This window comes from Pseudoalteromonas sp. J010 (assembly GCF_003934235.1).
Classification (GTDB): domain Bacteria; phylum Pseudomonadota; class Gammaproteobacteria; order Enterobacterales; family Alteromonadaceae; genus Pseudoalteromonas; species Pseudoalteromonas peptidolytica.
This window is the reverse complement of sequence record NZ_RDBW01000003.1, coordinates 143586-167379: the sequence shown is the minus strand read 5'-3', so window position 1 is coordinate 167379 and position 23794 is coordinate 143586. Positions and strand designations below refer to the sequence as shown.

Here is a 23794-nt window from a genome sequence, read left to right as displayed (position 1 = left end):
TATTTGGGTCATGACGGACAAAAAGAAAACAACACCTACCAAAAAATCAAACGTCAAAGCGAGCACTTCACGTAAAAAAAAGACCCAACCTGCTAGCACTAAGATGCAAAAAGTTAAGCGTAAAATATTAAGCGCGACATGGTCTTTTGTTTGGAAAGGCACTGTAGCGATGATATTTGTCGTGGCAATGTATGTTATCTATCTAGATGCAAAAATAAGCAGGCAATTTGAAGGAAATAAATGGGAACTGCCGGTTCAAGTGTATGCCAGAGCAATGCAGTTTTTTCCTGATCAATACTTGAATGAAAAAGAGGTATTATGGGAGTTAAAACGGCTTAACTACTCCCGTGTGAATCGTATTAGCCGTACCGGTCAATATACGGTACAAGGTCGCACTATCACCATTCACCGCCGAGCATTTGAATTTTATGATGGGCCTGAAAATGCGCGTATTTTTACCCTAAATTTTGCTAGTAAAAAGCTTGCAAGTATTGTTGATAATCAGGGGCGACGTTTATCCGCTGCTCGCCTTGAGCCTGTGCAAATAGCACGTATTGGTAACGAAACTCGCCAAGATAGAGAGTTTGTACCTTTTGATAAGTTTCCCAATATTCTCAAAGAAACATTGTTAGTGGTGGAAGATAGAAACTTTTATGACCATCACGGCGTTTCTGTGCTGTCGATTTTGCGTGCGCTCTATACCAATATAAAAGCAGGCCGCACGGTGCAAGGTGGAAGTACGTTAACTCAGCAGTTGGCAAAAAACTTTTATCTTACTCGTGAGCGTACACTGATTCGTAAAGTGAATGAGGCATTTATCGCATTAATTTTGGACTTTCGCTACAGTAAAGATGAAATTCTGGAAGCCTATTTAAATGAAGTGTTTTTGGGTCAAGCGTATAACCAAGGCGTGCATGGCATGGGGTTAGCGGCAGAGTTTTATTTTGCAAAGCCTGTAGATGAATTAGAGTTCGACCAGATTGCAATGCTCATTGCAATGGTCAAAGGTCCTTCTTTTTATAACCCCAGACGTTACCCTGAACGGGTGATGGAAAGACGCGACTTAGTGTTACGATTAATGGTAGAAAACGGCTTAATTACAACGCCTGAATATCGCGTAGCATTGGCGCGACCGATTGATGTTGAGCCTTTAAAAGCCAGTCGTTTACAGTCGTATCCTGGATATCTAGAGTTGGTTAACCGCGAGCTGAAACAGCTAGTTCATGATGATAGCCTGATTGACTCCGGACTGAGAATATTCACGTATCTAGATTTACAAAAACAAACGGCAATGGAGGAAGCGGTTAAAAAGGGCTTACCATATTTAGAACGCCGCTTTAAAACTGAAGATCTAGAGACCGCAATGTTATCTGTTAACGTTGAAAAGGCTGGCGTGTCAGCACTAGTTGCCGGTAGGCAATTAAAGTTTTCAGGATTTAATCGGGTGCTGGATACAGAGCGAAACATAGGCTCATTAGTAAAACCTGCTATTTATTTGAGTGCATTAGCTAATCCAAATTATCACTTAGGTATGCTATTGGATGATAACCCGCTGGAAGTGACTGATGGCTCAGGTAAAGTGTGGTCGCCAGAAAACTTTGACCACAAATTTAGAGGCAAAGTCCCTATGTTTGATGCTTTTAGTAATAGTATTAATATTCCTGCTGTGAACTTAGGCTTGGATGTCGGAGTAAACCGTGTAGCACAAACATTAAATGAGCTTGGGGTCGATAAGTCTATCACGCTTTATCCATCGTTACTGTTAGGGGCATTGGAATTATCTAGCTTAGATGTGGCACAAGCCTATACAACGATTGCGGCTGATGGCAAACATAGTGAATTAACAAGTGTTATGGCAATCACGGATTCAATCGGTAAATTGCTTTACGACCATAGAGTGAAAAAACAGCAAATATTAGACCCAGAAGCTGTGTATATGACGAAGTACGGACTAAAAAGGGTGACGAAGAAGGGAACAGCTAAGCGTTTAAACTTACATTTCCCTTCTATCCAGCTAGCAGGTAAAACAGGGACGAGTAATGATTTACGCGATAGTTGGTTTGCAGGGTTTGACCAAAATACAGTGACAGTGACTTGGATAGGAAGAGATGATAATAAACCAACGGGGCTGACAGGAAGTCAAGGTGCACTCGAACTTTACATTCGTTACCTCAAACCACTTAACCCTCAAGCTATTGTGGATGAACGCCCTGATTCAATCCGTTGGGCATTCATTAACCCTAAAACAGGTAAACAATCACCTCCTAGTTGTGGCCCTGTTGTGCAGTTGCCTATTCGTTCGAGTATGTTTGAACCAAGACCTAGGTGCTAATCTTAACCTTTGCTTAATATACTTAGCCTATAGATAATCTATAAGTCAACAAAGCGATTGGTTTGGTACAAGCCATTCGCTTCTGCTTTACTCCCACATATTGAGTAATGATTACGGCAAAATGCTATTACGTTCTAAATTTGTCAATTTCCCTATTTAGGGTTTGCGATAGGGTACCGAGTTTTTTAGCGTCAGCTTGTGTTGCTCTAGCTGAACCTAATGTGTGCTGCGCTAAATTGTTGATATCTTGAGAGCCACTGAGTGCATGCTCGGTCGCCTGTGTTTGCTGCTGAACAAGTTGACTAATGAGTTTTCCTTGCTCGTCAATATCACGCATACTTTGCTCTGCATGCTGTAACACATTATTTGTTTCATTGGCAGCGGTGACGCTCTGTGCCATATTCTCTTCACTGCTGCGCATTTTATTTTGGGTATCTTTAGAGGCCGCTTGCAAGGACTGGATTATATTGTGTATTTCTTCCGTCTGCTGCTGAGTTCTTTGCGCTAGGGTACGGACTTCATCTGCAACTACCGCAAACCCGCGACCTTGTTCACCAGCTCGTGCGGCTTCTATTGCAGCATTTAGCGCCAGTAAATTAGTCTGCTCCGCAATTTCTCTAATCGCAGAACTTACTTGACTGATATTTTGCGTATCTTCGGCAAGCTTATCTAATGATGCCCGGCTTTGTTGAAACTCTGTCTGTAACTCTGTCATTTGTCCCGCAAGCGTTGTGGTATTGATACTACTTTGCTTGACGTGCTGAGCGGCAACTGATGCCAATTCAGTTGCATTAAATGCAGCATCTTCCACTGAGCGTGCGGACTGTGCCATATTTTCAAGTGAGTGGTGAATCGATTGGATCTTACTCTCTTGCTGCGCCACATCTTTTTCGGTGTCTTGGCTTATTTGATTGAGTGTTTTCGTTGCTTGTTGTAGTTCGTTGCTCGTGAGCTTGACGTTACCAAGTAGCGATATAAAAGCGTCTAAAACCGCGTTAAATTGATCAATAATTTGGCTTAATTCATCAGAGCCTATCGTCTTAGCTTTAACACTCAAATCTCCACTTGCTGCACTTTGTGCCGCTTTTGAGAAAGTGGTAATGGTTCTGATGACGGATAAGTAAAAACCAATCATAAGATAAATAGCCAGCAATAGCGCAAGGATAGATGCAATCGCTACGGTGTTTCTGATCCATTGTTGTTGGCTCTGCTTTTCAGCAACTAATGCTGCCAACGTGGGAGTGGCTATGTTAACAAACTGCTTAATAGTTTGACTGGCTTGCTGATAATGTCGATTGAATTGCGATTGTGATAGCGCTAACTCGTCTGGATCAAGTAGCCCTGTTTTAACCGCACTTTGATAGTTTGACAAGCTAGCATTGAGATCTACCAGAGATTGATTTAATTGCTTTTTTAGTTGTTTATTATGATTCATCGCGATGTTTAGCGTTCCTGAAAACTGCTTCATTACCGCAGGCAAGCCTTTATGTAAGTTAGATAGAGCGATAAAACTGTCAGGGGTAAAGCTTCCTCTGCTGATCACGCGTCGTGCTTGCACTTCAATTTGATTAATTTGTGCGATTAACTGAGGAGTAGACTCTACCAATGTGCGATTGAGATAATTACGGCCAAGATCATCGTCAATCGCGAGCTGAGAGGCAATTGAAAGCTGCTCAAGTGCACTGGCATTTGGCGCACTGAACGAAGGTAATTTGGCTTGCTTGAGTAGGCTGGTGTTATTCGCACTATCACCATCTAGAATGTTTTCTAACATTTGAGGGTAGAATGTGAGCCCTTGTCGCTGCATATCACTGACTGAAATCGAGTGATTGAGCACACCATTGAGAAAAAACAAGCTGAGGCTCAAAGGTATTAACAACAGGCCAAAAACAACTGCCATTTTGGTTTTATATTGCAAACTTGCCATCAAGCGAGTTGCAGGGTTAACTATGGTATTGAATCCAGCCATCACTTCCTCTGTATGAATAGTCTATTTCAAAGATACGGTACAAGTAGACCGAATTTTTTCAAAAGTTTATTCAAAGGGTAGCTGAAAAAACAAAAAAAGCCCTGAGCGGGCTTTTTAAATGATTAATTTTATTTACAGTTTGGCAAATGCACGCTTTGCTGCACCAATAGTTTTTGCAATTTCTTCATCAGAGTGCATCGTACTCACAAAACCAGCCTCAAATGCTGATGGAGCCAAGTACACGCCTTCATCAAGCATTAGGTGGAAGAATTTTTTGAAACGTGCCAAATCGCATTCTGTTGCTTGTTGGTAACTTGTCACTTTCTCAGCTTCAGTAAAGAAGAAACCAAACATGCCACCAGCATAGTTTGTGGTGAGTGCAATACCAGCCTCATCAGCAGCGGCTTGGAAGCCTTCACACAATGCTTTACTTTTCGCTTCAAGCTCTTCGTGTAAGCCTTGCTCTGAAAGTAGCTCTAGTGCTTTTAAGCCGGCCGCCATAGCGATTGGGTTGCCAGATAACGTCCCTGCTTGATAAACCGGTCCCACAGGAGCGATGTAGTCCATGATTTCTTTTTTACCACCAAACGCACCGACAGGCATACCGCCGCCGATCACTTTGCCTAAACAGGTAAGATCAGGCTGGATGTTGTAGTACTGCTGAGCTCCCCCTAGTGCAACCCGAAAACCGGTCATAACTTCATCAAAAATAAGGACACTTTGATTGTCAGTACAGATTTCGCGTAGCCCCTCTAAAAAGCCTTCAACAGGAGGAATACAGTTCATGTTACCTGCGACAGGCTCAATGATCACACAAGCGATTTGGTCTTTGTACTGATCAAATATAGCTTTTACTTCGTCTAGGTTATTGAATGAAACCGTTAACGTGTGTTTGGCAAAATCAGCCGGAATACCCGGTGAGTTAGGTACACCCATAGTCAATGCGCCAGAGCCAGCTTTTACCAGTAGAGAGTCGGCATGACCATGATAACAACCTTCAAACTTCAAAATCTTGTCACGGCCAGTGTAGCCACGAGCAAGGCGGATAGCACTCATTGTTGCCTCAGTACCAGAGCTTACCATACGCACTTTTTCAATGGAGGGAACCAACGCTTTTACTTTTTCCGCCATTAAAATTTCAGTTTCAGTCGGAGCACCGTAAGATAAGCCATTTTCAACGGCATCAAGTACTGCTTGCTTAATTTCGGGGTGATTATGACCCAAGATCATCGGACCCCAAGAGCCTACATAATCAATGTATTGTTTACCATCGGCATCAAAGGTATGAACGCCTTGTGCTTTGGTAATAAATAGTGGTGTGCCACCAACGCCATTAAATGCGCGAACTGGAGAGTTTACGCCACCTGGAATTGAGTCGAGGGCACGTTCGAATAAATCTTGACTGATTGTCATTGTCGATCCTTTTTAGCTTTCACGTTTGCGGCTAAACCAAGGTACATCCACCTCGTATTTTTCCACTTGGTTTTCAACACCTAGCGTTAAGGCAAAAAGTGCCATACGGATCAATACACCATTTTGTACTTGGCGGAAGATAGCTAGGTTGTCATTATTATTTAGGTCATTATCAAGTTCATTTGCATCACTGCGGCTATCTCGTGGCAGTGGGTGCATTAAAACTGAGCTAGGTTTACAGTGTGCGTCATAAATTGCCTGACTTATTCTAAAGCCGCCACGGTATTTATTTGCTTCTTCTTGAGAAGGGAAGCGTTCTTCTTGAATGCGAGTTTGATAAACAATATCAGCAGCTAGATTGCCTTCCATTTTTGATACCAGTTCAACCTTATGCCCAGCATTATCAACCACATCTAAAATTGATTGTGGCATTTGTAAGCCGTCAGGGGCAACCATAGTAAAACGGATATCTTTGTAATGGCTGAGCAGCTTTGATAACGAGTGCACGGTGCGGCCATATTTTAAGTCACCGACTAAGGCGATGTGCATACCATCAATTCCTGCACCAAATCGGCCAAGCTCGCGATCAATGGTAAGCAAATCTAAAAGCGCTTGTGTTGGGTGTTCATTTGGACCATCGCCACCGTTGATAACGGGTACATCCGATCCTGTTGCAAATTCAGCGACTGAGCCGGCATCAGGGTGGCGCATCGCGACAGCATCAGCATAAGCCGAGATCACGCGGGCAGTATCATATAAAGATTCACCTTTGGCTAATGCTGAGCTTTGCATACCTGTGGTTTCGCGAACCAAACCACCTAGCAAGTTGAACGCAGTACCAAAACTCACACGTGTTCTGGTACTTGGTTCAAAGAATAAATTTGCCAAAATCGCGCCATCAAGTACTTGAGTGCGTTTTTGCTTTTTAGCATAGGGTTCCATTTTTTTAGCAATGGAGAAGATGTGTTCAATAGAATCTCTGTCTAGTTGATTGACAGAAAGAATGTTTTCACCTTGGAAACTGAACATGTGGCGATTCCTAAAGACAAATTGACTACCGGGTTGCAGGGCGCTCACCCAACCAGATAACACGCAGAATGTGGGCGGTTACTTGGGCGTATATTATACCCAAGTACCCCTCATAATGCACGGCTACAGTGCAGGTTTTAAGACGGCAAGAAAGACGATAGCTAATAGCAGCAGTACAGGAAATTCGTTAAAGTAACGATAAAACTTATCGCTTCTTTGGTTGCGGTCTTGTTTGAAGTCGTTGAGTAACTTAAAGCAATAGCCATGATAAATGTAAAGTACAGTGACTATGGCGAGTTTGTAGTGCAGCCACATACTGTGTTTAAACCACTCCCTGCCGTACTCAATAATGGTCAACACGCCAAACACAGCAGTAAGGATTGCAAACGGAGTGACAAAGTAGAGCAACCGTCTTTCCATTATCTTGAGCATAGAACTACAAGATTTCTCTTCAGTTAAGGCATGGTAAACAAACAAGCGTGGTAGATAAAAAATGCCTGCAAACCAAGCGATCATAAAAAAGATATGTAAGGCTTTATATGTTAACAATAAGCTCATTGTCAGTCCCAAGTAGTAAATTAAGGTAAACAGCCCCTAGAGTAGACTGTTTCTAGTGGTGAGTATGTGACGAATTTGATCCCATCGCAATAACCCAAGTATTTGTTTATTATCTTTTTGGTTATAAATGTATACCGCACCTGAGCGCTTGTCTTTTAATACATCAAAGGCATCGGCAAGTGTTGCTTGGGTACTCAAGCCTTGCAACTCTATGTAAGATACCGATACGCTTTCTTGTGAGATCAGGTTCAAATCGTATTCAGCAAGACGATAACCACTTTGTTCATCGTACACAATCAGCGGAGTTTGGCTGTCGACCGCCGATAGGGTTTCTTTTATTTGCTCTTTGTCGTCTGAATAGAGCAATTTAAAGTTTTCATCCATTTCAGCCACAATCCCTACTTTCTGTAATGCCTCTTTCGCCGGTGAAACTTGATAAGGTAGACCTTGAAAATCTAGCTGTTGGATGAATATTGAACGGTTGCCAAAAACCTGTAACGCGGTTACATAAGCGGTGGTGATCACTAACATTGCAGGCACAATAATTTTGGGATTTGAAGTCAACTCCATTACGGCGGTCAGCGCGGCAAGGGGAGCGTGTAAGGTTGCGGCAAGTAACCCTGCCATACCAAGTACGCCATAAGTGCCAGCGACATCCACACTCGGTGAAATAAATTGGGCAAAAAATGACATTAGAGTGCCCATAATTACGCCAAGTCCAATAACAGGACCAATAATCCCTCCGGGAATACCTAAGCCGATAGCAAATAAAGTGGCCAGAAGTTTGGCAATTAATATCGTGGTGAGTAGCTGTAAATTATGGGGGGACTCTACAGCTTGGGTGATGGCACTCATGCCGGAGCCCATGGCACCTGGAACCGCATAACCGATTAAACCGGCAATTAAACCCGCTAGTAATAATCGAGGAAACATGCTGATCGGTTTAAAGGTTTTAATGATAAGCATGAGGTTTTGATTAAAGGCAAAAGCGACAGCCCCTAGTGCGGCGCCACAGATAATCAGGTAAGGATAGTGCCAAAAACTCAAAGGCGTAATATGAATAAGAGCTAACTCGGAATTGTTTCCAAACACATATTGTGTGCTCATTGCACCAATCACTGAGGCCAACATCACAGGTACAAAAATGTGAATTTTGTACTCCCTTAGCACCACTTCCATAACAAAAATTACAGCCGCAAGTGGCGTATTAAAGGATGCCGCAATACCGGCAGCTACCCCGCAGCCTGCCAATGTTCTTGCTGCATTTAGTGGTAAATGTAAGCGTTCAGATAAGACGCTCGCGGCGGTCGCACCCATATGAACAGATGGCCCTTCACGACCGACTGAAAAGCCACTGATCAAGGCCACTGCACCACCAAAAAATTGGTTAGCAGAGTTCCAAATCGGCATGTGGCCGTAATGGTGTTTAATACGGTTGATCACATACGGGATCCCGAGGCGATAATGCTTAAACCCAGTAAGCGCTGCGAAAGTTGCGATGAGTAAGGCTGCTAGTACAGGTAAAAATAGTCTGTGTAACTCTGACAGCTCTGTAAAGTCATCGGGTTTATCGAGAAAAGTGCCCTGGAATAGTTCTATAGTAAGGCGAAATGTGATTATCAGCATGGCTGCGAGTAACCCTGCAGCTGCTCCTAAGAGGCACAGTTGGGCTGAGGTTTTCGGTTTAGCAAGACTTCGTCTCAGTGCATCCAGCGACATAAACGTAATTCCACGATAATTAACATCTTAAGAATACCAAATTTTTGACATTAAATCCTTGTGTTATCCCAAGTTCAGGTTACACATCCTCTGTACGCATTCGAAGACTTAAAAGGGTATGACGCTATACTTGATTAAAATACTCAGGTATTAGATAATTTACAAATTACAGGATTAGGGGTCCACATCTATGTCTGAACAGTTACCAATTCAGTTTTCTGATGCAGCAGCAAGCCGTGTAAAAGAGCTAATAGAGGAAGAAGAGAACGTTAACCTTAAATTGCGTGTATATGTTACAGGCGGTGGTTGTTCTGGCTTTCAATATGGGTTTACCTTTGATGAAAAAGTTAACCCTGGTGATTTAGAAATCGTAAAAAATGGCGTTACTATGGTTGTTGATCCGATGAGCATTCAATACCTAATTGATGGCATTGTAGATTACACCGAAGGGTTAGAAGGCGCTCGTTTCTTTGTTAATAACCCAAATGCGACAACGACTTGCGGTTGCGGCGCAAGCTTTAGCGTATAACGGTAATACCTAAAGAAGACACGCAAAGAGTCATGTTTACATGACTCTTTTTGTTTTTACAGACTCATGACTTGGTGTATAAAAGCCCAGCAATCGACCTTATAAACTTCCCGTCAGATACATCATCAGGACGAAAAAGCCCAGCACAAATGATGAAAATGCTAGGATGTATACAAAACCTTTCTTTCCTCGTTTCAGTGGCACGCCGTTTGAACGCAAAAAGAAATACCATCCAAAACACAGTAAAATTGGCAGCAAAAACAGTAGTCGAATCATTTTGTATCGGCCTCTTTTTTAACCTTTTATTGAATACTAGCTATAAGTTTTTATTTTTTAAAGAAAAATAATTTATTTCAAATACTGGTACATTTTTTAAAAAATTTGTTAAAGTGTTACTGGATATTACAGTGCTTGATGAATTAAGAAAAAGTAAAAAATTAATTAGGTGTTAACTGTTTTTTAGTCTATACCTAATTGGGTACATGGGGACAAAGCCAATTTGTCGATATGTTACAATTTATGGTTCAGTGATATGTGATTGCAACCTTAGCGTTTTAGTAGTCAATAAAAACAATTTACTGAGCAAAGCGTTGTACTGGTTTGATGTTGAGCTGGCGGAGGGTGCCGCGCTTAGCATTAAAGAGTCAACTGTGATATTTAAGCAAACACTAAATGAGACGGGCATATTTCATTTAGGTAATTTAGTCTTTCATCTAGTAGGAGATGTTTAATATGATGGGTAAAACGGTTTCTTCCGAAGAAAACGGCAAACTAACTAAGTGGCTTAAATCAAAACGCCATGAGAAGGGTCATACAATGCGTAGCCTTGCTCAAGTGCTAGGTACACCACATTCTTTCATTGGTAAAATTGAAAACCAAGAGCGTCGTTTGGATGTAATCGAGTTTTTACGTTATTGCGAAGCGCTTGAAGTTGACCCTTACGAGGGATTGCAGCTAATTAAAGAAGAGCAATAAGCGCTACGCTAGCAAAATGAAAAGGTGCAAGGAACTGCACCTCTAGCGCTTGTTAGTGTGATATGCACGTTCAATTGCATAAAGTTTGTGTCTAATGAGATATAAGAACAACAAGGATGGTAGTACCATTAGTGCTGTTAGCGCGAAAAAGACCGCCCAATTTCCTCCAAGTAAATCATCTATTACAAAACCACTATAACCCGACAGCATGGTACGTCCTAGACTCCCAAGAGACGCGAGTAGCGCATAGTGAGTAGCGCTGAAAGCTCTATCGCAAAGCATCGAAATGAATGCAACCATGGCCACGAGCGACCAAGCTTGTGTAAATCCATCAATAATAATAGCCATCAAATATAAGTGCTCTTGCGGACCTGCTACTGCAATCCAAGAGAACATCAAGTTAGACGCTGCCATGGCAACACCACTGATAAATAGGCCTTTGACGATGCCATATTTGTGATTAAATATGCTGCCTAAAAAAGCAAATATGATAGTAATAACACCTGTTCCGAGCTTAGAGTACTGACCTATTTGGGTGTTAGTGAAGCCGATTTCTTTGTAAAAGACGATAGACATTCGAGCCAAAAACGCTTCACCAATCTTAAACATAAAAATAAAAGCAAGCAGTGCACACGCTGTTTTCACTCCATTTTTCTCGAAAAAGCGCTTAAATGGTTCGACTAAGGTGACAGCTAACCACGCTACCACCTTGGTATAGACAGAAGGTGAGCTGGCGAGTGTCAGCTTTTGCTCATAGCTTTGCTGTAACTGCGCTTGGACCTGCTCTCGATGAGACTCAGGCTCTTTGGCTAAGAGTGTGATGATAAATAGACAGCAAACAACAGCACTTAAGATTTGGTAAATAATAGGCCAGCTGAATCCGGGCAAGTCGGCGATAAAAAATGGAATTGCTCCTAATAAAGCATAACCCGACCACCATCCTGACGTTGCCATCGCGGCGGCAGCGGTTGCTTTCTCGCTCTCGTTCTCGGGCAAAATATCAATACGATAAGCATCTATTGCAATATCTTGTGTTGCTGAGAAAAGTGCAATAATGAAGCACAATAATGCGGCATGTGAAAGGTGTTCCGTGATCGACACACTCGCCAGTGCAAAGGTGGCAACAATAACAATAACTTGGCAGCTAGCTATCCAGCTGCGTCTCTGACCTAACCAAGTGTGCAACAGCGGTATTTTGATTCTGTCGACGAGTGGAGACCAAAGAAAATTAATGGTGTATGCACCATAAACCAGACCAAAAAGACCTATGGTGCTTCGGCTCAAACCTTCGTCTTTGAGCCAAGCTGACATCACCGAGCCAATTAGTACCCAAGGAAAACCACTACTTATTCCAAAGGCAAAAATGGTAAGTAGGCGTTTGTCCTTGTAGTAACTGAGGTACTGTGAAAAGCTAGATGATACCAACATAACGAAGATTTACTCAGGTTGCTTTAGTACGTCGATGGACAGGATCACAACAGGCTCTTTGGGAATAAAGGTATAGCCAAGTTTTTCATTGTAATCCGTTTCCACTTGCATGATAGCATCCAGTGTTTCATAGCCTTCCATTACATTTCCAAACACAGCAAAACCCCAGCCTCGACCCGGATTTAAATGGTCATTGTCAGCCATATTAAAGAAAAACTGTCGAGTACCAGAATGTGGTTTATTATCTTGATAAGCCATTGCTATGGTGTACATATCATTTTTCAAACCATTACCACTTTCATTAAAAATGGCTTCTCGCTCAAACATACCATCGTATTCTTTGTCGTAGCCTCCACCTTGAATGACGAAGTCTCTTTCGTTGGCTTCATCGCGCTCAACACGATGAAAAACAGAGCCATTGTAGTCTTTATTAATCACATAAGTGAGGAAGTTGTTGACCGTGATAGGTGCTCTTGAGCGATCTAGTTCAACGATAATGGGGCCTTTGGTGGTATTGATTTGCACCCGTGGGAATAGATTGTTTTTTTGCACAAACTTGCCGTTCATATCGGCAAAGGCGCAGACACTAAATAGTAAGATAGTTAAACTTAAGATTATTTTTTTCATTAACGTCCTCTCACAAACTGGATAAATTCTGGGTCTTGAACGATGCGGGCAACGACTTGTTGAGCTAGGTTATTAAGCTGTTCTTCCACTTTGGCTTGATCATGCTTTAGCGGCCCCGACAAGCTCGCGCTCCCCTTATACTGCTTTTCAAAGCTTCTAGTGCCTTGCGTAACTTGTATCGTTACATTGGTTTGAGCGTCACTTTGGTGCTGTGACAGGGTTTCTGCGATAATTGCTTTAAAGCGGTTGATGTTCACCACAACTTTGGTTGGTGCTATAGGTGTAACTTGTGCGCCATGCGCTGCTAGCGCTTGTGTCATCACATGATTAAGGTTGACTGGCAAGTTTGCATCCGGCATGTACAGCGCCGGTTCCTGATCTTTCACGCGAATAGTGTATTTAGTCGTGCGCAAGTCATTGACTTGTAATGCCATGTTGGTATTCAAAGCATTCGAAGATGGACCTTGATACTGCGGGTGCAAAATTACGCTGCGAGGTGTACTACTACATCCAGCTAAAAGAAAAGAGAGCACAGCAATTAACAATATAACACGCATTTATTTAGCTCCTTTTAGTTGCACTTAATACAGTGAACTTTTTGTTGTTTCCGAGTGTTTTACAATTTCCGAACAGGCGTTTCAGTTTATCGTCATATTCAAGGTGGCGGTTGCCAATTATTCTCAACTCTCCACCGTGACGAAGTGCGGTCTTTGCCTGCATAAACATTTGCCAAGCGATATGGTCGGTTATTGCATTTGCTTGATGAAATGGCGGATTACACAGTATCAGATCAGCCCCTTCATTTTCAAAACCAGTCAAGCAATCATTTTGTATAAAACGACAGTCTTTGACTCGTTCCGGCAAATTGTGACTAATATTTTGCTGCGCACTATGCACAGCCATTGCGGATTCATCAATAAAAGTCACAGTGGCATTAGGCATTTTCGCTAACGTCATTAATCCAATTACCCCATTACCACATCCCAAGTCGATAACCTTGAGAGGCTTTTTCCCCATAGGCAAATAATTGATAAAAAATCGAGCGCCAATATCCAAAGAGTCTCTTGAAAATACATTGGCCTCATTAGACAGTACGAAGTCTGTTTTTTCCAAAGGCCAGGACACAGGAAATTTACTATCAATCGCTTTGGCTGACGTCTTGCTGAATATTAGGCGTGACTTTTTAACTGCTAAGCTTGTGGTAGGCTCAGTTAGAAAGTGCGTAAAGCTTTTTAGTGTTGAGGTGTGGATTTCTTTCGCTTTGCCTGCCGCAATCACCGGAATATCAGCGTCAAGTTTACTCAGCTTCGCCAATTGTGACTGTAATAAGCCAGCGTTTTTCGGCAGCTTAAGCACAACCAAATCAATATCTTCAGGGTATGTGTCCATGCTACTGAGTACCTCAACTTGGGCGTGCTCCAGTTCATTGACTTCTAGGTTATGTTGGTAAGCTAAGGTACTGACAAAAGAATCAGTCACTAGGGTGCAATGTTTGTCAGCAAGTGCGCAACATAATGCCCCGAATGCGTCATTAATGATTAAGATACGATTTGCGTCAATGTGGTGTTCAAAGACATAATCTAACAGGTATTCGTCGGCTGAATCCCAAGCTTGTAAGCTACGATTTTTTTGATCGAGTGGAAACCTATGTAGCGTAAATGGTTTTCCGGCTAGAGTTGCATCAGTCGTCATGAGTCGTTTCTGTAAATAAAAGCAGCGGATAGTTTAACATGAGAGCAGTAGACAACGCACGGAACTTGCCAAGCGGTTTTAGCTATCAGCCAAGTGCCATTAGCTTTGAGAAAAGTTTAGCCCTATATGATGCGCTTTGTAGCACTATTCCTTGGCAGCAAAATACCATTACATTATTTGGTAAGACCCATAAAATCCCCAGACTTGAGCGATTTATTGCCGATCCTGGTGTGCGCTACAGCTATTCAGGAAAACTACTCGACAGTGCGCCTTGGCCAGGGATTTTGCAAGGTATTAGAAAAACACTTGAGCGGCGTTTTGGCGTCTCATTCAATGCGTTATTGGCAAACTATTACCGCGACGGTCAAGATAGTATGGGTTGGCATAGTGATGATGAGCCTGAACTAGGGGCTACACCTGTGATTGCATCCTTGTCACTTGGGGCAACACGGAAATTTAAAATACGTCACAAAAACACTCAGGAGGTGACCGATATTTTCCTTGAAACCGGGAGCCTGTTAATGATGCAAGGCAACAGCCAGCGAGATTACCAGCATGCCTTACCCAAGCAAGCAAAAGTCACGCAAGGGCGTATTAATCTGACTTTTCGAAGTGTTGGAAATGCTGAGTGATAGGCGTATAGTAAGGCCACGAATTGCTATGGGAGACAAAGTTTAATGTCAATGCAATCACAAATTTACGACAAAATCGCGCAAGCAGTTGCTTGCAAACATCTTAATGTTATTAATGAAAGTCACATGCACAGCCGAGGCGAAGACTCTCACTTTAAGGTTATCGTTGTGAGTGAGCAGTTTATAGGGCAGCGCTTACTTCAGCGTCACAGAAAAATTAACGAAGTACTGAAGGATGAATTACAAAATCACATCCATGCTTTAGCAATACATGCCTACACGCCGGAAGAGTTTTCAGAAAAAGAAGGTCAAGCACCAGTATCACCAACATGTTTAGGTGGCTCAAAGTTTGATAGCTGATCAGATGTGTGTTTTGCATTTCTACCAGTACACTACGCAGTAATTTTAATAAAGTGGGCGTAGACTCACTTTTATTTTTTGTATCAAATTAATGGATAGGATCACTTATGGTCATTAAACCAAAAATTCGTGGATTCATTTGTACGAACGCGCACCCTGTAGGCTGCGCCGAACATGTAAAAGAGCAAATTGAGTACGTAAAGCAACAAGGTCAAATTGAAAATGGCCCTAAAAATGTTTTAGTGATCGGTGCGTCAACAGGGTATGGTTTGGCTTCTCGTATTACCGCGGCATTTGGTGCTGGCGCGAAAACCCTTGGTATCTTTTTTGAAAAAGAAGGCACAGAGAAAAAAACAGCCTCAGCGGGTTGGTACAACACCGCTGCATTCCAGCAAGCAGCTGAAGAAGCCGGTTTATGGTCAAAGAATATTAACGGTGACGCATTTTCTGATGAGTTAAAGCAAAAAACCATCGACACCATTAAGACTGAGCTTGGAAAAGTCGATCTTGTCATCTACAGCCTTGCTTCCCCTCGCCGCAAAGACCCTAAGTCTGAAGAGGTTTACTCTTCGACGCTTAAGCCAATTGGCTCTGCTATTACTACTAAAAACCTAAATACATCAAAGCGTATTATCGACGAAGTGACTGTTGAGGCAGCAAATGAAGAAGAAATTGCAAATACAGTTAAAGTAATGGGTGGTGAAGATTGGGAGCTTTGGATTGATGCGCTTAAACAAGCGGATGTACTCGCCGATGGCTTTAAGACGACTGCCTATACGTATATCGGTAAAGAGCTAACTTGGCCAATTTATGGACATGCGACAATTGGTAAAGCGAAAGAAGATTTAGACCGCGCGACGCTTGCTATCCGCGAGACGACATCTGATATTAGTGGTGAGGCTTATGTTTCTTCGTTAAATGCGGTTGTGACGCAGGCAAGCTCGGCGATTCCTATTATGCCTTTATATATTTCTGCGCTGTTTAAAGTCATGAAAGGGGATGGTACCTATGAAGGGACTATTGAGCAGATAGATGGTTTGTTCCGCGAAAACTTATATGGACAATCTCCGCGCTTTGACGAAGGCGGTCATTTATTCCAAAACTATAAAGAGCTAGAAGAGGGCGTACAGGCTCGCGTGCAAACAATTTGGGATACAGTAGATACAGACACAATTGATGAGCTAACAGATTATGTTGGCTATCATAATGAGTTTTTAAAATTATTTGGGTTTGGTCTAGAAACAGTTGATTATGATGCTGATGTAGAAGCAGCAGTAGCGATTAATCATCTAATCTAGCAAGCTATATGATTTGAGGCTAGGGCTACACCTAGCCTCATTTTACGTTGCGGCTAACTCCGGACTTCATTCGTAGTGTGGTGCGCATCGCCACTGTGGGATTTTCTTTTCATACGCTTGAATAAACGCTTCTTGTTCAAGGGTTTGTCCAATTGCATCAAGTCCTTTAATGAGTGTCTCTTTGTGAAGAGGACTGATGGTAAATGAGTAGTGATCACCATTACAGCTTACCGTTTGATTAACCAGATCAACGGTGATAGCTGTGTCGGCAGCGCCTTGTACCGCGTCAAACAAAGCATCCATCTCTGATTTAGACAACGAAACGGGTAACAGTTGATTGTTGATGCAGTTGCCATAGAAAATATCAGCAAAACTGGTGGCGATCACCACCTTGAAACCGTAATCTGCTAATGCCCAAGGCGCATGTTCTCGACTAGAACCACACCCAAAATTTTCTCTACTGAGCAGGATCTCCGCGCCTTGGTGTTGAGGCTGGTTTAACACGAACTCAAGATTAGGCTGCGTGCCAGCGCTATCTAAGTAACGCCAGTCATGAAATAAGTGCCGACCAAAGCCTTGCTTAGAGACCGAAGTTAAAAACTGTTTGGGGATTATCTGATCTGTATCCACATTAACCTGATCGAGCGGCGCGGCTTTGCTTGTTACCGTTGTAATACCACAACTCATAGCTATTCCTTAATAAATTCTCTAATATCGGTAAATCTGCCTTTTATGGCTGCCAATGCGGCCATCGCAGGGCTGACTAAGTGGGTTCGTGAACCGCGACCTTGTCGTCCTTCAAAATTTCGGTTGCTGGTAGAAGCGCACCTGTCTCCTTGAAGCAACAAATCATCATTCATACCTAGGCACATCGAGCAACCAGGTAAGCGCCACTCAAATCCAGCCTGAGTGAAAATCTTATCAAGCCCTTCCACTTCGGCTTGTTTTTTCACTTCACCAGAGCCAGGTACCACAATTGCTGACACACCAGATGCAATCTTATTATTTTCGACTACCCTTGCAGCGGCACGGAGATCTTCGATGCGACCATTGGTGCATGAGCCAATAAATACATGATTTATCTCAATGTCTGAAATTTTAGAGCCCGGCGTGAGATCCATGTAGTGTAATGCTTTTTTGGCAGCTTCTTGATCGGCAGGATCCGTGAAGCTACTTGGATCTGGTACTATGTCATTAATACCCAAGACATGCCCAGGGTTAGTGCCCCATGTCACTTGCGGTTGAATGTCGTTGGCATCGAGGGTTACAACCGTGTCGTAGAGTGCGTTGGGATCTGCTGTGAGTTGGCTCCAGTCTTGACAAGCAAGCTCCCACAGTTCGCCCTTTGGTGCAAACTCTTTATCTTTCAAATAGGCAAGTGTAACCTCATCTGGTGCGATCATTCCGGCTTTGGCTCCAGCTTCGATAGACATATTGCAGATAGTCATTCGAGCCTCCATAGAGAGACTTGCTATTGCACTACCACAATACTCGATAACATGTCCGGTCGCCCCTGCATGCCCGATTTTGGCTATAATAGCGAGGATCAAATCTTTTGCCGTCACCCCAAAAGGTAAAGTGCCGTTGACTTCAACTTTCATCGTCTTGGCTTTATGCTGCTTTAGACTTGTGGTGGCCATAACGTGCTCGACTTGAGAGGTACCAATCCCAAATGCCAGTGCGCCAAATGCGCCGTGTGTTGCGGTGTGTGAATCTCCACATACGACCGTCATACCCGGTAGAATGAGTCCACGCTCTGGTGCCATAACATGTATGATCCCTTGTTTCACGTTACCTACAGGGTATAGCTGAACGCCAAACTCCTCGCAATTTTCAATCAAGGCTTGTAGTTGTCTGCGGTTATTATCGCCACACGCATCTATGGCTAATGAGCGAGTAGAGATACTGTGATCCATGGTGCCAAATGTTTTATCTGGGCTGCGTAATTTGCGCTGCTTTTGCTTTAACCCATCAAACGCTTGAGGAGAGGTGACTTCATGTATTAAATGCCTGTCAATATAAAGCAATGCTTCATCACCGTCTTGCGTAATGACATGCGCATCCCACACTTTTTCATACAAGGTTTTAGGCATTATTAGTAGCTCCTTGCAATGTAGTCTCTGATGTAATCGCCTACTTCTGAAGTTGACTTAGCAAGATGTTGCTCATCACTAGGAACAAGCTCTTTGGTTAATACCCCTTGTTGAAGTGCATGCACGACACCTTGTTCAATAGCATCCGCAGCAGCATTTTGATCTAGGCTATAGCGCAGTAACATTGCAGCTGAAAGGATCTGTGCAACAGGGTTAGCGATGCCTAAGTTGGCAATATCTGGAGCTGAGCCTCCAGCTGGTTCAAATAACCCAAAACCGGATTGGTTAATACTTGCCGATGCGAGTAAACCCATGGAACCTGTGATCATTGCGCATTCGTCGGATAAAATATCCCCAAATAAATTAGAGGATAAAATGACATCAAAATCGCTAGGTTTACGAATTAACTGCATTGCTGCATTGTCAATATACATGTGTTCCAGTTGTACATCTGGGTAGCTTGTTGCTACTTCGTCCACCGTTTCACGCCATAGCCGACTGCACTCAAGCACATTTGCCTTATCGACAGAGGTTACTTTTTTATTTCTTTTTTGAGCAGCCAAGAAAGCAAGGTGAGCAATACGAGTTATCTCTGACTTTGAATAACGCATGGTATCAAACGCAACTTCTTGTTCGTTATTCAACTCACGTCCCTTTGGTTGGCCAAAATAAATACCACTTGTGAGCTCTCGAACAACCATCATATCAACCTGCTGCTGTGCAATGTCGCTGCGTAATGGTGATAGATGTTGCAGCCCTTGATATATTGTCGCTGGGCGAAGGTTACAAAAGAGATCGAAGTGTGACCTAAGCTTTAGCAATGCGGCTCGTTCTGGACGCTGATCAAGTGGTAAACTATCCCATTTCGGTCCACCAATAGAGCCAAATAAGATGGCATCGGCGCACTCACAACCTGCAAGTGTCTCTTGTGGTAACGCATGATTATGTTTATCAATGGCGATACCGCCAACATCGTAATGTTGAAAGTCGAATGTTAATTCAAATTTATCTGCAATTATATCTAGTACTTTCAGTGCTTCAGCCATGACCTCTGGACCTATTCCGTCTCCAGGCAATACAGCTACTTTATAAATTTTGTTCATTGGTTTATTCAATATCCCTACATACAATGTGCAGCCAGATAGCATTACTAGCAAATGTATCGTATTTTTTGCTACCTAACTGCAACTCAAAGCTCACGCCGGTGCGGTATAACCTATTTTCCCGCGCTTGGTTAAGTTATCTATCGTTCATATAAAAGGCGATGCCAATAATATCTCGATACGTTTCAATATTGGGTAATTTAGGCGTGAACGGAGATACATAATGCTTGTGCTTGAGATCTTCAACATAAAGGCTTTGTCCAGGCTCTAGCTTTTTCTCAAATAAAATGTTGCTGGTGTCGTTGAAGTCGCTAATAAAAGAGATAGCACCGTTCACATTATGCTCATTGATTAGGTTAATAGCGATAAAGTCGGTTTCATCATGGTGAAAACCTTCAGGGGCAGGGTAGCCGACAATCTTAGCATCTGCGGTAACGCGTATTTGATGGCAACCAATAAAAAAGTGATCGGCATTGACCCACTCTTTTTCTAATGCGTCAGTAACAATCGCTTGCGCAAATTTTTTGGCCTCCTCACCTGTATGTTGGAACGATCTTTTAATTCCACCAGCGTATGAGTTAGCTTCATTAGATTGAAAAAAAGGCTTAGTCGCATTCCAATCGACTTTACCATTTTTTACTTCACCATAAGAAAAAGTTCTAAAACGTTTCATGCCATCTTTGATGTAAGGATCGGCTGGCAACGCATCATAGCTTTTTAATAAGTCATTATTAATTTTGTCAGCATTACATACTAAGCTGAAAGACATGATTAAACTCCTAATTAATTTGATTATTTCATAATGCTGGGTTAGCAATATGTCCTTTGATTGCTGATTCCACCACGGTTCTAGGGCTAGCAAGGTGGGTAAGTACGCCTTTACCTTGACGATTTTCAAAGTTCCTGTTGCTAGTAGAAATACACCTAGTGCCTGCGGATAAAGTGTCGTTGTTGATTGCAACGCATAAAGAACAACCCGGGAGACGCCACTCAAATCCGGCTTGTTCGAAAACCGTATGAAGTCCTTCAGCTTCAGCCTGCTTTTTGACTTCCATTGAGCCTGGAACAATGATCGCTTTAACTGTTGGGCTAACACGACGTTTGTTTATTTGCGTAGCCGCTGCTCGTAAGTCTTCGATTCTGCTATTTGTGCATGAGCCAACAAAAGCTACATCTATTTTTACTTCATCTAAGCGCATACCCGGCGTTAACTGCATATACGAGTAGGCTCTGCTCATTCCTTGTGCTCTGTTCTCGTCTTGTTCTTGCTCTGGGAAAGGTAAGAGACTAGTAACGTCAATCGCATGTTCTGGACTGGTTCCCCACGTTACAAAAGAGTGAGTATCGTCGACATTGATACTTGCTTCTTTGTCAAAGATTGCATCATTATCGCTACGTAATGCTGTCCAATCTGCCAAAGCTTCTAGCCAAGCATCGCCTTTTGGAGCTAATTGCCGACCTTTAATGTAATCAATGGTTTTCTGATCCGGGGCTATTAGCCCTGCTTTTGCGCCTAGTTCAACTGACATATTACAAAGCGTCATTCTTTGTTCCATGGATAAGTTTTCAATTACCGACCCACAAAACTCGACTACATAGCCGTTGCCTGAACTTACACCAAGAGTTTGGATGGTTTTCAAAATAATATCTTTTGCGGAAATAGCATCATTAGGTCGACCTTCAACGGTGATCCGAAATGTTTTTTGTTTCTTTTGTACAAGCGTCTGAGTGACAAGTACATGTTCGATTTCAGAAGCGCCAATACCAAATGCAAGTGCGCCAAATGCGCCATGTGTAGAAGCGTGCGAATCTCCACACACTACAATTGTTCCAGGAAGAATAAAACCAAGTTCTGGGCCGATGACATGCACTATCCCTTGACGAGTGTGACCTAAATCAAACAGAGGAATACCATGGGTTTCACAATTACTGTGCATTAATGCTAGAAGATTACGTTGCTCAGCGGACATGACGTCGATAAGATCTTTTGCCGTTGGCACTACGTGATCCATGGTGCCTATGGCAAGCAGCGGTTGCCGAACACTGTGCTGCTTTTCTGACAAACCAGAAAATGCCTGTGCAGATGTCACTTCATGAATGAGATGTCGGTCAACATATAATAAAGAAAATCCGTTGGGCATTTCCTTCACTAGGTGGCTTTCCCAAATTTTATCGTAAAGTGTTTTTGCTTTCACAATCTTTCCCATTTGTATTGCATTTCTTCAATTTCATTAAGATTTTGTTTGTTGTTTATTATTTTGCATTTTTATTTTATTTAGGCTGATTGCAAAGAATGCTGATGTTCCCTTATCTGGTTAAGCATATTAATGATGTTCAATATAGAAATATATGATTTTATTATTGCTATATTTGGATCTTCATCATAGCCTTCTCCATAAATAGGCTTGTTATTTAAGGTGATGCTAAGTTTTGCATTATAAATAAAGTTTTCAGGAGCGAATTCTAAAGATAGATCTCGAATAATGATGGCCTCATTCGTTATTTTTAGATTCTGTAATGCTTCAATTAGATTTGTGCTATCTGATTCAAAACTCTGTAATTTTTGATTGTTTTGCAGGACTAAATTAACCGAAATAGCGCGTTCAGAAGCGCACTTGGTGATAGCACTCACTAAGCTATATCTTTTGTCACAGAGATTTACTTTATTCTTGTAATACAAAGATGTTAAATCGTACCAATAAACCTGCCCTTTTTTGTCAGCAAGTTGTAGGAATTGATTGTAAATATTGTTAATTTCTTGATCTTCGCATGGGCAGCCTGTTTGTGTTAAAAAATGTGCAATAGCTTTTCGACCAGAACGAGCTGTGAAGTAAAGTTCGTTTTTACTTATGCCAACTTGTTCTGGGTGAAATATTTCATAAGTAATACTGGATTTGATAACGCCGTCTTGATGTATTCCTGATGAATGTGCAAATGCGTTACCTCCTACAACCGCTTTATTCAACTGTACAGGCATTCTAGCTACAGAGCTGACAAGCTCTGAAGTTGGTTTGATAAGCTCAGTTTTAATATTGGTGTAAAGGCCGAACAGGTCTTTGCGAGCACTGAGTAGCATGGTGATTTCTTCTAATGCGCAGTTTCCGGCACGCTCTCCAATACCATTGACCGTGCACTCAATTTGCCTTACTCCGGCTAACAATGATTCAGCACTATTTGCTACTGCTAGGCCTAAATCATTGTGGCAGTGAACCGATAAAATAGCTTGATCAATATTAGAAACATTGGCTTTGATGTGGCTGAGGAGCTGATGAAATTCTTTCGGAGTGGTATAACCTACTGTATCAGCTAAGTTAACGGTTGTAGCCCCAGCTGCAATGGCTTTTTCGATGATATAGCAAAGGTCTTCAGGTGGGGTGCGAGTGGCATCTTCACACCCAAATTCAATATCATCAGTATATTCTTTAGCGATGGAAATCGCCTCTACAGCTTTATCCGTGGCCGCTTGTAAATTGATATTTAACTTTTTCTCAAGATGTATAGGTGAAGTGGCAATAAAAATATGAATACGTTTATGTTGCGCGGGCTTTAATGCTTCACCACATGCGATAACATCTTCAGGCACGGCTCTGGCCAGTGCACAGATTGTCGGTCCTTGAATCTCTTTTGCAATTAACTCTACAGAGGCAAAGTCCCCAGGAGAAGAAGCGGGAAACCCAACCTCCATTACATCAACATTTAGCTTCGCAATTGCCTTTGCAAGTTGTAATTTTTCATCTTTTGATAAGCTTCTTCGCAGTGCCTGTTCACCGTCTCGCAATGTTGTATCAAAAATACGAACTCTATTATTTGATTTCAAACTTAAACCTCATATGTGATTGTATTATTTATGATAATTCGCCACAGCAAGGGGAGGTTGATTGATTTATAAGGGGTGGTAGTTACTGTTGATGAAGCCGCAACTAAATAACTTCCTTCCCACAAACCACATTCTTCCTTGTTGTTTCCAATACTTATATATGGAACCCGTTAATTAGCTTTATGAGTGAGCCTTTTTACACTTCTTTTTTATTTTAAAT

General features: G+C 42.3%; 21 protein-coding genes. 6 read left to right on the top strand and 15 right to left on the bottom strand.

The features are described 5' to 3' along the window. Window positions 1-10 precede the first annotated feature (10 nt). Window positions 11-2332 (top strand): penicillin-binding protein 1B, encoded by a 2322-nt coding sequence (gene mrcB, locus EAG18_RS03200; protein WP_125250957.1) that lies wholly within the window; start codon window positions 11-13, stop codon window positions 2330-2332. 127 nt (window positions 2333-2459) lie between these two features. On the opposite strand, the gene EAG18_RS03195 is transcribed toward mrcB, so the two are convergent. The 5 genes from EAG18_RS03195 to EAG18_RS03175 form a co-directional block, all read right to left on the bottom strand. After that, window positions 2460-4301: a methyl-accepting chemotaxis protein gene (locus EAG18_RS03195; protein ID WP_125250956.1), complete on the bottom strand. Its 1842-nt coding sequence runs from the start codon at window positions 4299-4301 to the stop codon at window positions 2460-2462. A 132-nt stretch (window positions 4302-4433) separates the two neighbouring features. Further along, complete coding sequence (gene hemL, locus EAG18_RS03190) at window positions 4434-5714, bottom strand: glutamate-1-semialdehyde 2,1-aminomutase (RefSeq protein WP_125250955.1); 1281 nt, start codon at window positions 5712-5714, stop codon at window positions 4434-4436. A gap of 12 nt (window positions 5715-5726) precedes the next feature. Then, the gene (locus tag EAG18_RS03185; RefSeq protein WP_125250954.1) at window positions 5727-6743 is read right to left on the bottom strand and encodes an aspartate carbamoyltransferase; all 1017 of its coding nucleotides are present in this window, start codon (window positions 6741-6743) and stop codon (window positions 5727-5729) included. 123 nt (window positions 6744-6866) lie between these two features. After that, window positions 6867-7301, bottom strand: coding sequence for a CopD family protein (locus EAG18_RS03180; RefSeq protein ID WP_125250953.1), 435 nt, complete (start codon window positions 7299-7301; stop codon window positions 6867-6869). Window positions 7302-7337: 36 nt separating this feature from the next. Continuing rightward, window positions 7338-9020: a chloride channel protein gene (locus tag EAG18_RS03175; protein ID WP_125250952.1), complete on the bottom strand. Its 1683-nt coding sequence runs from the start codon at window positions 9018-9020 to the stop codon at window positions 7338-7340. 190 nt (window positions 9021-9210) lie between these two features. Between EAG18_RS03175 and erpA the strand changes: the two genes are divergently transcribed. Then, window positions 9211-9549, top strand: a complete 339-nt coding sequence (gene erpA / locus EAG18_RS03170; protein WP_088529908.1) for an iron-sulfur cluster insertion protein ErpA — start codon at window positions 9211-9213, stop codon at window positions 9547-9549. Between the two features lie 732 nt (window positions 9550-10281). Beyond that, the gene (locus tag EAG18_RS03165) at window positions 10282-10524 is read left to right on the top strand and encodes a helix-turn-helix transcriptional regulator (RefSeq protein ID WP_125250951.1); all 243 of its coding nucleotides are present in this window, start codon (window positions 10282-10284) and stop codon (window positions 10522-10524) included. 42 nt (window positions 10525-10566) lie between these two features. On the opposite strand, the gene EAG18_RS03160 is transcribed toward EAG18_RS03165, so the two are convergent. The 4 genes from EAG18_RS03160 to EAG18_RS03145 are packed head-to-tail and all read right to left on the bottom strand — an operon-like array spanning window position 10567 to window position 14271. Then, window positions 10567-11952 (bottom strand): MFS transporter, encoded by a 1386-nt coding sequence (locus EAG18_RS03160; RefSeq protein WP_125250950.1) that lies wholly within the window; start codon window positions 11950-11952, stop codon window positions 10567-10569. 9 nt (window positions 11953-11961) lie between these two features. After that, entirely contained in the window at window positions 11962-12579 is a 618-nt protein-coding gene (locus EAG18_RS03155; protein WP_125250949.1) for a peptidylprolyl isomerase, read from the bottom strand. Then, the gene (locus EAG18_RS03150) at window positions 12579-13136 is read right to left on the bottom strand and encodes a YajG family lipoprotein (protein ID WP_125250948.1); all 558 of its coding nucleotides are present in this window, start codon (window positions 13134-13136) and stop codon (window positions 12579-12581) included. Before EAG18_RS03150 ends, EAG18_RS03155 begins: the two co-directional genes overlap by 1 nt. A 4-nt stretch (window positions 13137-13140) precedes the next feature. After that, on the bottom strand, window positions 13141-14271 hold the full coding sequence (locus EAG18_RS03145) for a methyltransferase (protein WP_125250947.1): 1131 nt from the start codon (window positions 14269-14271) through the stop codon (window positions 13141-13143). Between the two features lie 38 nt (window positions 14272-14309). Between EAG18_RS03145 and EAG18_RS03140 the strand changes: the two genes are divergently transcribed. The 3 genes from EAG18_RS03140 to fabV all read left to right on the top strand — a co-directional run bounded on the left by EAG18_RS03140 (window position 14310) and on the right by fabV (window position 16561). Continuing rightward, window positions 14310-14903 (top strand): alpha-ketoglutarate-dependent dioxygenase AlkB, encoded by a 594-nt coding sequence (locus tag EAG18_RS03140; protein ID WP_125250946.1) that lies wholly within the window; start codon window positions 14310-14312, stop codon window positions 14901-14903. A gap of 45 nt (window positions 14904-14948) precedes the next feature. Next, complete coding sequence (locus EAG18_RS03135) at window positions 14949-15263, top strand: BolA family protein (protein ID WP_125250945.1); 315 nt, start codon at window positions 14949-14951, stop codon at window positions 15261-15263. A 107-nt stretch (window positions 15264-15370) separates the two neighbouring features. After that, entirely contained in the window at window positions 15371-16561 is a 1191-nt protein-coding gene (fabV, locus tag EAG18_RS03130) for an enoyl-ACP reductase FabV (RefSeq protein WP_125250944.1), read from the top strand. A gap of 66 nt (window positions 16562-16627) precedes the next feature. Here fabV and leuD read toward each other — a convergent pair whose 3' ends face one another. The 6 genes from leuD to EAG18_RS03100 form a co-directional block, all read right to left on the bottom strand. Next, window positions 16628-17248 (bottom strand): 3-isopropylmalate dehydratase small subunit, encoded by a 621-nt coding sequence (gene leuD / locus EAG18_RS03125; RefSeq protein ID WP_125250943.1) that lies wholly within the window; start codon window positions 17246-17248, stop codon window positions 16628-16630. Between the two features lie 2 nt (window positions 17249-17250). Then, window positions 17251-18654 carry a 3-isopropylmalate dehydratase large subunit gene (gene leuC, locus EAG18_RS03120; RefSeq protein ID WP_125250942.1) on the bottom strand — a complete coding sequence of 468 codons (1404 nt, stop codon included), beginning with the start codon at window positions 18652-18654 and terminating at the stop codon, window positions 17251-17253. Window positions 18655-18656: 2 nt separating this feature from the next. Further along, window positions 18657-19757, bottom strand: coding sequence for a 3-isopropylmalate dehydrogenase (gene leuB / locus EAG18_RS03115; RefSeq protein ID WP_125250941.1), 1101 nt, complete (start codon window positions 19755-19757; stop codon window positions 18657-18659). A 136-nt stretch (window positions 19758-19893) separates the two neighbouring features. Beyond that, complete coding sequence (locus tag EAG18_RS03110) at window positions 19894-20526, bottom strand: 2OG-Fe dioxygenase family protein (protein ID WP_125250940.1); 633 nt, start codon at window positions 20524-20526, stop codon at window positions 19894-19896. A gap of 28 nt (window positions 20527-20554) precedes the next feature. Then, window positions 20555-21952 carry a 3-isopropylmalate dehydratase large subunit gene (gene leuC, locus EAG18_RS03105; RefSeq protein WP_275557218.1) on the bottom strand — a complete coding sequence of 466 codons (1398 nt, stop codon included), beginning with the start codon at window positions 21950-21952 and terminating at the stop codon, window positions 20555-20557. Between the two features lie 80 nt (window positions 21953-22032). Further along, window positions 22033-23574 carry a 2-isopropylmalate synthase gene (locus EAG18_RS03100; protein ID WP_125250938.1) on the bottom strand — a complete coding sequence of 514 codons (1542 nt, stop codon included), beginning with the start codon at window positions 23572-23574 and terminating at the stop codon, window positions 22033-22035. Window positions 23575-23794 lie beyond the last annotated feature (220 nt).